The organism is Kitasatospora sp. NPDC056184 (genome assembly GCF_042268405.1).
In the GTDB taxonomy this organism is placed as follows: Bacteria; Actinomycetota; Actinomycetes; order Streptomycetales; family Streptomycetaceae; genus Kitasatospora.
The window spans coordinates 139,434-152,382 of sequence record NZ_JBHJUI010000016.1 but is presented as its reverse complement, the minus strand read 5'-3'; the positions used below and the strand labels follow the sequence as shown (position 1 = coordinate 152,382).

General features: G+C 72.2%; 15 protein-coding genes. 4 read left to right on the top strand and 11 right to left on the bottom strand.

Annotated features, from left to right (window positions below; translation table 11 throughout):
• Nucleotide 1: 1 nt before the first annotated feature.
• The 5 genes from ACFC0B_RS28290 to ACFC0B_RS28270 are packed head-to-tail and all read right to left on the bottom strand — an operon-like array spanning nt 2 to nt 3,384.
• Complete coding sequence (locus tag ACFC0B_RS28290; RefSeq protein ID WP_376091665.1) at nt 2–1,012, bottom strand: methionine synthase; 1,011 nt, start codon at nt 1,010–1,012, stop codon at nt 2–4.
• Between the two features lie 36 nt (nt 1,013–1,048).
• Nucleotides 1,049–1,738: an SDR family oxidoreductase gene (locus ACFC0B_RS28285; RefSeq protein WP_376091662.1), complete on the bottom strand. Its 690-nt coding sequence runs from the start codon at nt 1,736–1,738 to the stop codon at nt 1,049–1,051.
• 13 nt (nt 1,739–1,751) lie between these two features.
• Nucleotides 1,752–2,276, bottom strand: a complete 525-nt coding sequence (locus tag ACFC0B_RS28280) for a TIGR00730 family Rossman fold protein (RefSeq protein ID WP_376091659.1) — start codon at nt 2,274–2,276, stop codon at nt 1,752–1,754.
• A gap of 57 nt (nt 2,277–2,333) precedes the next feature.
• A complete protein-coding gene (locus ACFC0B_RS28275) occupies nt 2,334–2,891 on the bottom strand; it encodes a Uma2 family endonuclease (protein ID WP_376091656.1) in 558 nt (185 codons plus the stop codon).
• A gap of 28 nt (nt 2,892–2,919) precedes the next feature.
• Nucleotides 2,920–3,384 (bottom strand): NUDIX hydrolase, encoded by a 465-nt coding sequence (locus ACFC0B_RS28270; RefSeq protein WP_376091723.1) that lies wholly within the window; start codon nt 3,382–3,384, stop codon nt 2,920–2,922.
• Nucleotides 3,385–3,402: 18 nt separating this feature from the next.
• On the opposite strand from ACFC0B_RS28270, the gene ACFC0B_RS28265 reads away from it, so the two are divergent.
• Together ACFC0B_RS28265 and ACFC0B_RS28260 are read left to right on the top strand one after the other, a co-directional pair.
• Nucleotides 3,403–3,810 carry an ATP-binding protein gene (locus tag ACFC0B_RS28265; RefSeq protein WP_376091653.1) on the top strand — a complete coding sequence of 136 codons (408 nt, stop codon included), beginning with the start codon at nt 3,403–3,405 and terminating at the stop codon, nt 3,808–3,810.
• Entirely contained in the window at nt 3,807–3,935 is a 129-nt protein-coding gene (locus ACFC0B_RS28260; protein WP_376091650.1) for a hypothetical protein, read from the top strand. The genes ACFC0B_RS28265 and ACFC0B_RS28260 overlap by 4 nt, the downstream gene beginning before the upstream one ends.
• A gap of 50 nt (nt 3,936–3,985) precedes the next feature.
• On the opposite strand, the gene mnmA is transcribed toward ACFC0B_RS28260, so the two are convergent.
• Nucleotides 3,986–5,125 (bottom strand): tRNA 2-thiouridine(34) synthase MnmA, encoded by a 1,140-nt coding sequence (gene mnmA / locus ACFC0B_RS28255; protein WP_376091647.1) that lies wholly within the window; start codon nt 5,123–5,125, stop codon nt 3,986–3,988.
• 49 nt (nt 5,126–5,174) lie between these two features.
• Nucleotides 5,175–6,356 (bottom strand): cysteine desulfurase family protein, encoded by a 1,182-nt coding sequence (locus tag ACFC0B_RS28250; protein ID WP_376091644.1) that lies wholly within the window; start codon nt 6,354–6,356, stop codon nt 5,175–5,177.
• 232 nt (nt 6,357–6,588) lie between these two features.
• Here ACFC0B_RS28250 and ACFC0B_RS28245 point away from each other — a divergent pair, with 232 nt between their 5' ends.
• Nucleotides 6,589–7,344 carry an IclR family transcriptional regulator gene (locus ACFC0B_RS28245; RefSeq protein WP_376091641.1) on the top strand — a complete coding sequence of 252 codons (756 nt, stop codon included), beginning with the start codon at nt 6,589–6,591 and terminating at the stop codon, nt 7,342–7,344.
• Here the strand turns inward: ACFC0B_RS28245 and ACFC0B_RS28240 are convergent.
• Nucleotides 7,280–7,939, bottom strand: a complete 660-nt coding sequence (locus tag ACFC0B_RS28240; protein WP_376091638.1) for a trimeric intracellular cation channel family protein — start codon at nt 7,937–7,939, stop codon at nt 7,280–7,282. The two genes, ACFC0B_RS28245 and ACFC0B_RS28240, sit on opposite strands and share 65 nt — an antisense overlap.
• A 158-nt stretch (nt 7,940–8,097) precedes the next feature.
• Here ACFC0B_RS28240 and ACFC0B_RS28235 point away from each other — a divergent pair, with 158 nt between their 5' ends.
• A complete protein-coding gene (locus ACFC0B_RS28235) occupies nt 8,098–9,507 on the top strand; it encodes an acyltransferase family protein (RefSeq protein ID WP_376091635.1) in 1,410 nt (469 codons plus the stop codon).
• Nucleotides 9,508–9,683: 176 nt separating this feature from the next.
• Here ACFC0B_RS28235 and ACFC0B_RS28230 read toward each other — a convergent pair whose 3' ends face one another.
• From ACFC0B_RS28230 to ACFC0B_RS28220, 3 genes are read right to left on the bottom strand one after another with little or no spacing between them, the layout of a single operon-like run.
• Nucleotides 9,684–10,781 carry an ABC transporter ATP-binding protein gene (locus tag ACFC0B_RS28230; RefSeq protein ID WP_376091632.1) on the bottom strand — a complete coding sequence of 366 codons (1,098 nt, stop codon included), beginning with the start codon at nt 10,779–10,781 and terminating at the stop codon, nt 9,684–9,686.
• A 34-nt stretch (nt 10,782–10,815) separates the two neighbouring features.
• Nucleotides 10,816–11,886 carry an ABC transporter ATP-binding protein gene (locus ACFC0B_RS28225; protein ID WP_376091630.1) on the bottom strand — a complete coding sequence of 357 codons (1,071 nt, stop codon included), beginning with the start codon at nt 11,884–11,886 and terminating at the stop codon, nt 10,816–10,818.
• Nucleotides 11,883–12,893 carry an ABC transporter permease gene (locus tag ACFC0B_RS28220; protein WP_376091627.1) on the bottom strand — a complete coding sequence of 337 codons (1,011 nt, stop codon included), beginning with the start codon at nt 12,891–12,893 and terminating at the stop codon, nt 11,883–11,885. The genes ACFC0B_RS28225 and ACFC0B_RS28220 overlap by 4 nt, the downstream gene beginning before the upstream one ends.
• Nucleotides 12,894–12,949: the final 56 nt, after the last annotated feature.

The window sequence follows — 12,949 nt, the reverse complement described above, 5'->3', positions numbered from 1 at the left end:
CTCATTCCGGGTTGTCCACCAGGCTCCGGGCCGCCTTCACGCTGAGTGACAGCGCCGCGCGCGCATGGGACGGGGAGGCCCCGGCCAGCCCGCAGGTCGGCGTCACCAGCACACGACGGCCCAGCAGCTCCGGGGCGAACCCGAGCCTGCGCCACAACGTCCTGACACCCTGGACACTACCGGCCGGGTCCGACAGTGCCTGGTCAGTGGAGGGGACGACACCGGCGAGGATCACGGTGCCGGCCTCGACCGCCTCGCCGAGGTCGTCGTCCTCACGCTCGGTCAGCAGCGAGAAGTCCACCGAGACGCCGGCCACCCCGGCCCGGCGCAGCAGCGGCAGCGGCACCCGGGGCGAGCAGCAGTGCACCACGACGGGCGCGTCGAGTCCGCGGACCAGCTCCCGCAGCGCCTCCTCGGCGACCTGCCGGTCGACCGAGCGCAGCCGCTGGAAGCCGCTGGCGGTCTTCACCTCGCCGGCCAGCACGGCGGGCAGCAGGGGCTCGTCCAGCTGGAGCACCACCTCCGCGCCGGGCACCCGCTTGCGGACGTCGGCGAGGTGGCGGCGCAGGCCCTCGGTCAGCGAGCCCGCGATGTCCCGGCAGGCACCGGGATCGGCGAGCGCCTTCTCGCCGTGCTTGAGCTCGACGGACGCCGCCAGCGTCCACGGGCCGACCGCCTGGACCTTCAGCGCGCCCCGGTAGCCCTGGGTGAACTCCTCCAGCGCGTCGAGGTCCTCGCCGAGCCAGGAGTGGGCGCGCCGGGTGTCCCGGCCGGGGCGGTCGGCGAAGCGCCAGCCGCTCGGCTCGGTCTGCGCGAACAGCTCGACGAGCAGACCGGCGGAGCGGCCGATCATGTCGGCACCCGGCCCGCGGGCGGGCAGCTCCGGCAGGAACGGCAGGTGCTCCAGCGCGCCGGTGGAGGTCCTGACGGCCTCCCGGGCGTCGGTGCCGGGCAGCGAGCCGACGCCGGTGGCGGCGCCGACCAGGTCGGGGAAGGGGTGTCCGTTGCTCACCCGTCCGAGCCTAGTGCGCCGCCACCACGCCTTCGCTCAGCGTCCGGGGCGGACCGTGATGTCGGTGATCTCCGCGTCCCGGGAGGCGTCCAGCGCCGCCAGGATCGCCTTCGCCACCGATTCCGGCTCGATCCACTGCCCGGCGTCGTACTGCTTGCCCTCCTGCTGGTGCACCTTGACCTGCATCGCGGTGGCGGTCCGGCCCGGGTACACCGAGGTGACCCGCACGCCGTTGCCGTGCTCCTCCAGCCGCAGCGCGTCCGCGAGCGCCTTCAGGCCGTGCTTGCTCGCCGCGTACGCCGACCACTCGGCGCTCGCCCGCAGGCCCGCACCGGAGTTCACGAACACCACGTGCCCCTTCACCAGCCGCACCGAGGGCAGCAGCAGCCGGGTCAGCTCGGCGGGGGCGACCAGGTTGACGTTCAGGGTGTCCTGCCAGGCCTTGACCGGCAGGTCGCCGACCGGGCCCAGCTCGACCGTGCCGGCCACGTGCAGCAGCGAGTCCAGCTCGACCGGCAGCGCCTGGTGCCCGAAGGCCCAGGACAGCTTGCCCGGGTCGCCGAGGTCGCCGACCAGGGTCCTCGCGCCGGGGAACCGCTCGCGCAGCTCGGCGGCCCGGCGGGCGTCGCGGGCCAGCAGCCAGAGCTCGTCGCCGCGCTCGGCGAGACGTTCGGCGAGGACGGCGCCGATGCCGGAGCCGGCGCCGGTGATCAGATGAGTGGCCATGGTCCCGATCCTCTCAGGCCCCGAGCTGCTCGAAGACCTGGGCCGGGGTGTCGGCGAAGGTGATCAGCTCGGCGAGCGGGCGCGGCAGGAAGCCCTCCGCCTCCATCCGCTCCATCTGCGTCCGGAGCCCCGCGTAGAAGCCCTCGGTGTCCAGCACGACCACCGGCTTGTCGTGCAGCGCGTGCTTCTTGAGCTCCAGCACCTCGGTGACCTCGTCCAGCGTCCCGAGCCCGCCGACCAGCACCACGACCGCGTCCGCCCGGGACAGCAGCGTCGCCTTGCGCTCCGCGAGGTCGGCGGTGACGACCAGCTCGTCGGCCCCCTCGTACCCCTTGTGCTTCAGGAACTCGACGGATATCCCGACCAGCCGCCCCCCGGCCGCCTTCACCCCGTCCGCCAGCTCGCCCATCAGCCCGGTGTTGGAGCCGCCCCACACCAGGGTGTGACCCCCCTCACCGAGGAGCCGGGCGAAGTCGGCGGCGGGGGCCGAGTAGCGGTCGTCGAGCGAGTTCGCGGAGCAGAAGACACAGATATTCATAGTGGGATCCGGTCTATCACGCCCCCGCGCCCCCGCTCACCGCCTTTATCCACCGCATCAGTCCCTGTACGGCAGGAGCGCCGCCAGGCTCAGCGTGAACCCGAAGGGCTCCGGAATGTGGATCTCGTCGCCGAACTTCCGGTCACTGCGGGTGTGGTACCGGTCGTGGTCCGGCTCGGAGAACAGCGTCACCGTGTGCTGGCGCGGATCCACGATCAGATAGAGCGGGACGCGCATCACGGCGTAGTCGTGCAGCTTGTCCATCCAGTCGTTGCCCGGGTTCGACGGCGAGACGATCTCCACCGCGATCAGCGCCTCAGCGGCCGGCGCCCGGTTCCCCGGCTCGGAGAGCACCTCCAGTGGCAGGTAGGTGAGGTCCGGCTCACGCCCCTTGGAGACGTCCGGGCTGACGATCCTGGTGTGCTCACTGGGAAGGCAGCCATCGGGAGCGTGTCGCTCGAACTGCCCGCGCAGCAACGCAAGGTCGAGCGCATGAATGTTCGGCGGCGGCGCCTGCATGATCAGCACGTCCCCGGACCACTCGATCCGGACGCCTTCCGGGGCGATCCGCTCCACCTCCTCGACGAAGTCGCGGTGCCGCTCGTAGAAGCTCATGCCGCGTCCTCCCGGCGGCTCACGACCGTCAGCCAAGCACCTGCCGCCCGTCATGGGCCCGCACGACCGGTACGGCGTCGTCCCGGAGCGCGTCCAGCACGCGCACCGCGTACACCTCGGCCATACGGTCGGAGACCTCGCCCGGCGTGAGCCAGTCGACGGCGGTCGACTCCTCCGAGAGCCGCTCGCTCCCGCTCTCCGGTCGGCAACGGAAGACCAAGGCGACGATTCCGCGGCTCACGTTCTTGTAGACGCCCGTCAACCGCTCCACACCGGCTTTGATCCCGGTCTCCTCGAACACCTCGCGCCGCACGCCGTCCTCAACGGCCTCCGTCATCTCCAGCACTCCACCCGGCAGCTCCCAGGTCCCGTTGTCGGCCCGCCGGATCGCCAGCACCCGGCCGTCCTCCCGCACCACCACCCCGGCGACGGACACCGAGTGGAGCGGCGTTGACTCGGCGATCCTGTCGCTGTTACTCATGTGCAGGAGAATAGGAGCCTTGAAGGTCTCATGCAGCACGCCTCGTTGGAGACTCAGGCGTCTTCCGATGCCTCCCCGACGCCACTCCCAGAAGCGGCCGGTCAGGCGCGCCGGTTCCTCCGAACGACGCTCACGGGGTGGGGGTTGGACGGGCTGGTCGACGCGGCCGTGCTGGTCGGCAGCGAGTTGGTCACCAATGCCGCGAAGACCGGGTGCCGGCAGCAGATGACGGTCGCCGTCCGGCACGTCTCGCGGACGACCGTGCGGATCGCGGTGCGCGACGGCTCGTGTGTTCTCCCGGTCCTGATCCGCGCTTCCCCCGATGAGGAGTGCCACCGGGGCTTGACCCTGGTGGATCACCTGACCGGGGGCCGGTGGGGCGCGACCGTCGAACCGGCCGGGAAGGTCGTTCACGCCGACCTGACGACTACCCGGTGAGGCCGGCGTCCGACGACGACCCCGACTCCGATTCCGTCCGGGTCTGGGCCGCGTACGGGGTCTCCGTCGCGGCCGCTCTCCACGTCCTCGCTGCGGCTCTGGTGCTGATCAACCACTCCCGCTGAACGCCGCCCGCGCAGCCGGGCGGCGCGGGCGGTGGCGACCGAGTCGGGGCTCAGACGGTGACGGCCGGGCGGTGGGTGGTGGCGATGGTGGCGGAGCCGACGACGCGGGGGCCGTCGTAGAGGACGACGGCCTGGCCGGGGGCGATGCCGCGGGCCGGGGTGTCGAGGGTGACGTGGAGGGTGTCGTCGACGACCGAGGCGGAGACGGGCACCTCCTCGCCGTGGGCCCGCAGCTGGGCGGTGTAGCGGCCGTCGGCCACCGGCTCGGTGCCGCACCAGCGGGGGCGGACGGCGGTGAGGGCGGTGACGTCCAGGCCCTCGACCGGGCCGACGGTGACGGTGTTGTTCACCGGGGAGATGTCGAGCACGTAGCGCGGCTTGCCGTCGGCGGCCGGGCGGCCGATCCGCAGGCCCTTGCGCTGGCCGATGGTGAAGCCGTACGCGCCGTCGTGCTCGCCGAGCTTGGTGCCGTCGACGTCCAGGATGTCGCCGGTCGCGGTGCCCAGGTGCTTGGCCAGGAAGCCCTGGGTGTCGCCGTCCGCGATGAAGCAGATGTCGTGCGAGTCCGGCTTCTTGGCCACGGCCAGGCCGCGCCGCTCGGCCTCCTCACGGATGACGTCCTTGGTGGTGTCGCCCAGCGGGAAGAGCGAGTGGGCGAGCTGCTCGGCGTCCAGCACGCCGAGCACGTAGGACTGGTCCTTGGCCGCGTCCACCGCGCGGTGCAGCTCGCGCGAGCCGTCCGGGAGGTCGACGATCCGGGCGTAGTGGCCGGTGCAGACGGCGTCGAAGCCCAGCGCGATCGCCTTGTCCAGCAGGGCGGCGAACTTGATCTTCTCGTTGCAGCGCAGGCACGGGTTGGGCGTGCGGCCGGCCGCGTACTCGGCGACGAAGTCGTCGATGACGTCCTCGCGGAAGCGCTCGGCGAGGTCCCAGACGTAGAACGGGATGCCGATCACATCGGCGGCGCGGCGCGCGTCCCGGGAGTCCTCGATGGTGCAGCAGCCGCGCGCGCCGGTCCGGAAGGACTGCGGGTTGCTGGAGAGCGCCAGGTGCACGCCGGTCACCTCGTGCCCGGCTTCGACGGCGCGGGCGGCGGCGACGGCGGAGTCCACCCCGCCGGACATCGCTGCGAGCACGCGCAGGCGGCCAGTGGCGGACGGAGCGGTCGGGGCACCCGGGAAGTCAGTCATGATGCATCCAAGCGTACGTGCTGCCGCCCGGCATTCCGCCGGGGTTTCCTCAGCGCCGGACGGCCGCCAGGCCCGCGTTGCGGGCGCGCTGGACGGCCGGGGCGATGGCCCCGGCGAGGGTGGTCACATCGGCCCGGGTGGAGGTGTGGCCGAGCGAGAAGCGCAGCGAGGCGCGGGCCAGCAGCGGGTCGACGCCCATCGCCAGCAGCACGTGGCTGGGCTGCGGGACGCCGGCCGAGCAGGCCGAGCCGGTGGAGCACTCGATGCCCTGGGCGTCGAGCAGCATCAGCAGCGCGTCGCCCTCGCAGCCGGGGAAGGAGAAGTGGGCGTTGGCGGGCAGCCGCCCCTCCCCCGCCGGGTCGCCGTTGAGCACCGCGTCCGGGACGGCCGCCAGCACCGACGCCACCAGCTCGTCGCGGAGCGCGCCCAGCGTGACGGCGTGCTCCGCGCGCCGCTCGACGGCGACGGCCGCCGCGGCGGCGAAGCCCGCGGCGCCGGGCGCGTCCAGGGTGCCGGAGCGGACGTCGCGCTCCTGGCCGCCGCCGTGCAGCAGCGGTACGGGCGTCGCCCCGCGCGAGAGCAGCAGCGCGCCGATGCCGAACGGGCCGCCGATCTTGTGGCCGGTGACGGTGAGCGCGGTGAGCCCGGAGTCGGCGAAGGAGACCGGCACCTGACCGAGCGCCTGCACCGCGTCGGCGTGCACCGGGATGCCGTACTCGGCCGCCACGGCGGCGAGTTCGGCGATCGGCTGGACGGTGCCGACCTCGTTGTTGGCCCACATCACGGTGACCAGCGCGACCGAGGCCGGGTCGCGCTCGATCGCCTCGCGCAGCGCCGCCGGGTGGACCCGGCCGAGCGCGTCCACCGGCAGGTAGTCGACGGTGGCGCCCTCGTGCTCGGCGAGCCAGTGCACCGCGTCCAGCACCGCGTGGTGCTCGACCGGGCTGCACAGCACCCGGGTGCGGGCCGGATCGGCGCCGCGGCGGGCCCAGTACAGGCCCTTGACGGCCAGGTTGTCGGACTCGGTGCCGCCGCCGGTCAGGATGATCTCGCTGGGCCGGGCGCCGAGCGACTCGGCCAGCGACTCACGGGCCTCCTCGACCACCCGGCGGGCCCGGCGGCCGGCCGCGTGCAGGGAGGAGGCGTTGCCGACGACCCCCAGGTGCGCCGTCATCGCGGCGATCGCCTCGGGCAGCATCGGCGTGGTCGCGGCATGGTCCAGGTATGGCATAACCATCCGATTGTAGAGGGCCCCGGCCCGCACCGGACCGGCACGGGCGGACGCGGTCCCCCGCGCCGCACCGATCCGGCCACCGGACGCGGCGCACCGCGGGGTTGCCCGTCCGGGCAACCCCGGTACGGGAGGGGGTCCGCGAGCGGTTAGCCTGACGGCCGGTGCGGCCGGACCGGAACCGGGCGTTCCCGACCGGAAACCACCGGAAGCCAGGAGTCAGGGGGGTGCGATGTCCCAGTCGGTCGACCGCGCCCTGACCCTGCTCGGGTCGCTCGGCGACGGCCCGGTCACCCTGGAGCAGGCCGCCACCTCGATCGGCGTGCACAAGTCCACCGCGCTGCGCCTGCTGCGCACGCTGGAGGAGCACGGCTTCGTCCACCGGCTGTCCGACCGGCGCTACCGGCTGGGCGGCCGGGTGCTGTCGCTGGCACAGGCGGCGCTGCGGGAGATCGACGTCCGGCAGGTCGCCGCGCCGTACCTGGCCTCGCTGCACGAGCGCTGCGGCTGCACGGTGCGGCTGGCGGTGCTGCAGGACGACGAGGTGCTGTACGTGGACGAGCTGACCGGGCGGTGGAGCGCCACCGCGGGCCTGCCGACCCGGATCGGGCGGCGGGCGCCGGCCGCCGGCACGGCGATCGGCCGGGTGCTGCTGGCCGGGCTGCCGGAGGACGGCCGGGCGGCGGAGGAGCTGTCGGCCGATCTGGCGGCGGTGCGCCGGCGGGGCTGGGCGGCGGAGTCGGCCGAGCACCCGGAGGCGGTGACCTGCGTCGCGGCGCCGGTGGCGGGCAGCGACCGGCGGGCGGTCGCGGCGTGCGCGATCTCGGCGCCGCGGGACCGGGTGTCGCCGGCCGAGCTGGTGAAGCTGGTGCCCGAGCTGCTCTGCACGGCGGAGGCGATCTCGCTGGCGTACGGCGGCTCGCCTACTCCTCGCTGGTGCGAGAACCGTTGCGGTGCCAGGCCCGCGGTGCGCGCCAGCCGTACTTGAGGGCGAGCATCCGCAGGCCGAACGCGGTGAGCGCGGCGGCGGTGCCGGTGGCGGCGGTGAGGCTGTCGAGGGCGATGAGGACGGCGACCAGCGCGGCACCGACCAGGGCGGGCACCGCGTAGATCTCGCGGTCCCAGCGGAGCAGCGAGGGGATCTCGCCGGCCAGGACGTCGCGCATCACACCGCCGCCGGCGGCGGTCACCATGCCGAGCGCGACGGCGGAGACGGCGCCGAGGCCGAAGTCGTGGGCCTTGGCGGTGCCGGTGACGCAGAACAGGCCGAGACCGAGCGCGTCGAGGGTCTGCACGGCGCGGTTGATCCGTTCGACCTCGGGGTGCAGGAAGAAGACGACCAGGGCGGCGACCAGCGGGGTGACGAAGTAGCCCAGGTTGCTGAAGGCGGCGACCGGGGTGGCGCCGATCACGAGGTCGCGCATGACTCCGCCGCCGAGCGCGGTGACCTCGGCCAGCACGCAGATGCCGAAGATGTCCATGTTCTTGCGGACGGCGAGCAGGCCCCCGGAGAGGGCGAAGACGAAGATGCCGACGAGGTCCAGCGACTGCTGCACGTCGGTGGGGAAGATCTGGGAGGTCACCGTCCCTTTTGTACCCGACGCCGGAGGCACTCCCGCGCGCCGGGCACGGGGAGGCGCGCGGAGAAAAATGGTCACGGTACGGACAAGAAGGACATCGACGGGAACATTTGCCCTCCCTCGAACAATCAGTTCCACGCCGTTTCGGCTAGCCTCCGCCTGTGAAGCTGATCGAACGCGCATCCAGGCATCGCACCGACCGTCGGTCGGCCAAGGGCGCCACCACCACCCCCGCCGCGTCGCGGCTCGCCTGGCTCGACGCGCTGCGCGGGATCGCCGCCCTCTCGGTGGCGGTCTACCACTTCGCGCTGCCGTTCTACTGGGTGCCGCACGGCACCAAGGTGCCCTACTACCTGGACCCGGGCATCTTCGGTGTGATGCTGTTCTTCCTGGTCAGCGGGTACATCATCCCGGCGTCGCTGGAGCGGCGCGGCGACGTCCGCGGCTTCTGGGCGGGACGGTTCTTCCGGATCCTCCCCGTGGTGATCCTCACCGTGGTCGGCAGCCTGCTGATCCTGCCCCGCCAGTACTCGGTGGTGAACCCCTGGTCCTACGAGCACCCGCTGCTGTCGCTCGTCGCCAGCGGCACGATGCTGCAGGACATGATGGGCGTGGCGAACGTCATCGGGGTGATGTGGACGCTCACCTACGAGATGATCTTCTACTACTTCGCGACGGCCCTGTTCGTCGTCGGGTGGCACCGCAAGAGCGCGCCGATCGCGATCGGCTTCGCCGCGTTCGCCGTCGTCCTCGGCGCGTGGCTGTCGCTGGGCACCATCACCAAGGACATCCAGTCGACCCGGCACCTGGTGGCCGCCGCCACGCTGGTGGTCGTCATGGCGATGGCCTGCATCGCCACCGCGCGCCCGGAGCTGGTCCGCTGGGGCGGCGTCATGCTCGGCGGCCTCGGCCTGACGCTGATCCTCCTCAACGGGCGGTCCACCGCCTTCGAGACCATGATGATCTTCGCCACGATGTTCGCCGGCACCGTCCTCTACCGGCTGGAGCACGGGCAGATCGAGCGCCTGCCCGCCATCCTGTGCTGCACCTTCGTGGCCATCTCGGGCTTCCTCTGCGGCTACCTCTACAACCGCGGCCCGGCCCTGTGGCGGACGTGGAGCAGCTCGTGGATGTCGTTCTCCTACGCCTACATCGCGGCGTGGGCGGTGTTCGTGATCGGCATGCTGCTGCGCAAGCGCCGCTTCCCGCGCTGGCTCAGCTGGCTGGGCGCCGTCAGCTACTCCGTCTACCTGCTGCACAACCCGCTGATCCACGCCATGAACTGGCTGCTGGAGGGCCACGCGCCGATCGTCAGCTGGAAGGACCGCGGCATCCAGCTCGTCGCCTTCTCGGCGGCGCTGCTGATCATCAGCTACGCCAGCTACCGGCTGATCGAGATCCCGTTCCAGAACCTCGGCCGCAAGGTCATGAAGGCCGTGAACCGCCGCTTCCCGGCGCCCGCCGCGGCGCAGCCGACCGTCGTCGGCCAGGCCCGGCCGGCCGAGGCACCCGGCGGTGCGGCCCCGGCCCCGGCCTCGCCGGAGCCGGTGCTGTCCGGCAACCGCGACTGACACCGCTTCGCGCACAGGAGTCCGCCCGCCCCGGTGACCCGGGGCGGGCGGACTCTCTTGTTCCTGCGGGGACCGCGTCACGCGTTCCCCGCGCTCAGCTCGGGACGGTGCCAGTCGCTCCCCTCGCTCCGCTCGGGGCTGCGCTAGTCGTTCCCCTTGCTACCCTCCGGGCTGCGCTAGTCGTTCCCCTCGCTCCGCTCGGGACGGTGCCAGTCGCTCCCCTCGCTCCGCTCGGGGAAGTGACACGCCACCTGGTGCCCCGCCGTCGCGGCGGTCAGCAGCGGCTCCTGGCTCGCGCAGATCTCCTGGGCCTTCCAGCAGCGGGTGCGGAAGCGGCAGCCGCTGGGCGGGTTGATCGGCGAGGGCACGTCGCCCTTGAGCAGGATCCGCTCCCGCCCGCCGCGCTGCCGGCGGCGCGGGTCGGGCACCGGCACGGCGGACATCAGCGCGGTGGTGTACGGGTGCATCGGGCTGCGGTAGAGCGAGTCCCGGTCGGCGATCTCGACGATCTTGCCGAGGTACATCACCGCGACCCGGTCGGACACGTGCCGGACCACCGAAAGGTCGTGCGCGATGATCAGGTAGGTCAGCCCGAGCTCCCGCTGGAGGTCGTCGAGCAGGTTGACCACCTGGGCCTGGATGGACACGTCGAGCGCCGAGACCGGCTCGTCCGCGACGATCATCTTGGGCCGCAGGGCGAGCGCCCGGGCGATGCCGATGCGCTGGCGCTGGCCGCCGGAGAACTCGTGCGGGTAGCGGTTGTAGTGCTCCGGGCTGAGCCCGCACAGCTCCAGCAGCTCCTGGACGGCCTTCTTGATCCCGCCCTCGGGCTCCGCCTTCTGCAGCTTGAACGGCGCGCCGACGATGGTGCCGACGGTGTGCCGGGGATTCAGCGAGGAGTACGGGTCCTGGAAGATCATCTGGATGTCGCGGCGCAGCGGCCGCATCGCCCCGACGCCCAGGTGGGTGATGTCGGTGCCCTCGAACTCGACCGTCCCGCCGGTGGGTTCGTCGAGCCGGGTGACCAGCCGGCCCATCGTCGACTTGCCGCAGCCGGACTCGCCGACGACGCCCAGGGTCTCGCCGGCGTTGACGGTGAAGTCGATGCCGTCGACCGCCCGGACGGCGCCGGTCTGGCGCCGCAGCAGGCCGCTGTGGATCGGGAAGTGCCGGGTCAGACCGGTCACCTTGAGCAGCGGCTGCCGGTCCGAGGCGGGCGCCGGTGCGGGAACCTTCTTCAGAGGTTCGGGGCTCGCCGCCTGAGTGTCCGTCATCGGTTCTCTCCAGAAAGGTGGTACGAGGCCGGGCTCACAGCCGGGGCGCGATCTCTTCGGCGAAGATGCGGTGCCGCTCGGCGAGCGCGAGGTGGCAGGCGGCGTGGTGTCCGGGGGCGACCTCGGTGAGCTTCGGGGTCTCCTCGGTGGAGCGCCCGCCGGTCAGCTCGGCGTAGGGACAGCGCGGGTGGAAGGCGCAGCCGGACGGCACGTTGATCAGGCTGGGCGGGGTGCCCTTGACCGGGACCAGGCGGTCCTGCAGCTCGCGGTCGAGGCGCGGCATCGAGCCCAGCAGGCCCCAGGTGTAGGGGTGCTCGGGCGCGTCGAAGAGGGTCTCGGCCGGACCGCGCTCGACGCACTTGCCGCCGTACATGACGAGGATGTCGTCGGCGAGCTCGGCCACCACCCCGAGGTCGTGGGTGATGATGATGACGGCCGAGCCGAACTCCTCCTGGAGGTCCCGGATGAGGTCCAGGATCTGCGCCTGGACGGTGACGTCCAGGGCGGTGGTGGGCTCGTCGGCGATCAGCAGCGAGGGGTCGTTGACCAGCGCCATGGCGATCATGGCGCGCTGGCGCATGCCGCCGGAGAACTGGTGCGGGTAGTCGTCGACCCGGCGGTCCGGCTGCGGGATGCCGACCCGGTCGAGCATCTCGACGGCGCGGGCCCGGGCCTGCTTCCTGCTCGCCTGCGGGTGGTGCACCCGGTAGGCCTCGACGATCTGCTGCCCCACCGTGTAGTAGGGGTGCATCGCGGTCAGCGGGTCCTGGAAGATCATCGCCATCTGCCGGCCGCGCAGCTGGCGGACCCGGTCCGGCCCGGCCGAGATGAGCTCCTCGCCGTCGAGCCGGATCTCGCCGCTGATCCGGGCCCGCTTGGAGCGGTGCAGGCCCATGATGCCGAGCGAGGTGACGGACTTGCCGGAGCCGGACTCGCCGACGATGCCGAGGGTGCGGCCCTTGGCGAGGTCGAAGCTGACCCCGTCGACGGAGCGGACCAGGCCGTCGTCGGTGTCGAAGTGGATCCGCAGGTCCCGCACGGAGAGGAAGGCCTCCTCGCCGCCCGGGGCGGCCGTGCGGGCCGGGGTCTTCTGGAGCTCGGTCACGACAGCCTCACCCGGGGGTCGACAGCGGCGTACAGGAGGTCAACCACGAGGTTGCAGAGGACGATGAAGAACGCGGCGAGCAGGGTCACGCCGAGGATCTTCGGGAGGTCGTTGTCGGAGATCGCCTGCACGGCGAACTGGCCGACGCCCTGGAGCGAGAAGACCTGCTCGGTGATCAGCGCGCCGCCGAGCAGCAGGCCGAGGTCCATGCCGAAGATGGTGACGATCGGGGTGAGCGCGGCCCGCAGCCCGTGCCGGGTGACGACCTTGGACTCGGCCAGGCCCTTGGCCCGGGCGGTGCGGATGTAGTCCTCGCTCATCGTCTCCAGCATTCCGGCGCGGGTGAGCCGGGCGTAGAGCGCGGAGTAGAGGAAGGCCAGCGAGATCCACGGCAGGATCAGGTTGCGGGCCCACATCAGCGGGTTGTCGGTGAAGTTGACGTACTGGAGGTTGTCCAGGATCGGCCACTCGTAGCTGAACACCGTGAGCAGCAGCGCGCCGGTGAAGAAGACCGGCAGCGAGACGCCGGCGAGCGCGATGCCCATGGAGAGCCGGTCGAAGATCGAGCGCGGCTTGAGCGCGGAGATGACACCGGTGGTGACGCCGGAGGTCAGCCAGATCACCGCGGCACCGATGGCCAGGGAGATGGTCACCGGGATCCGCTTGGTCAGCTCGGGCCAGACCTCCAGGTGGTTCTTGAAGGAGTAGCCGAAGCAGGGCACGTGGCAGGTGGCCGGTTCCGGGCCGAACTTGTACTCGGCGCCGCTGACCAGCGCCTTGAGGAAGTTCCAGTACTGCGTGTACAGCGGCTGGTCGAGGCCGAGGTTCTGCTTGACCGCCTTGATCGCGTCCGGGGAGGGGTTCTTCCCGATGTACTGGGTGGCCAGCTGGTCGGCCGTCTGTCCGGCGAGGCGCGGGAGCAGGAAGAAGATCGCGAAGGTGACCGCGCTGACGACCAGCAGCAGCACCACGGCCGCGAGGATCCTGCGGATGATGTAGGCAAACACAGTTGGTCGGCTCCGGCCGCCCGCCGCCGTCCGGGGTCCTCCGGACGGCGGCGGGC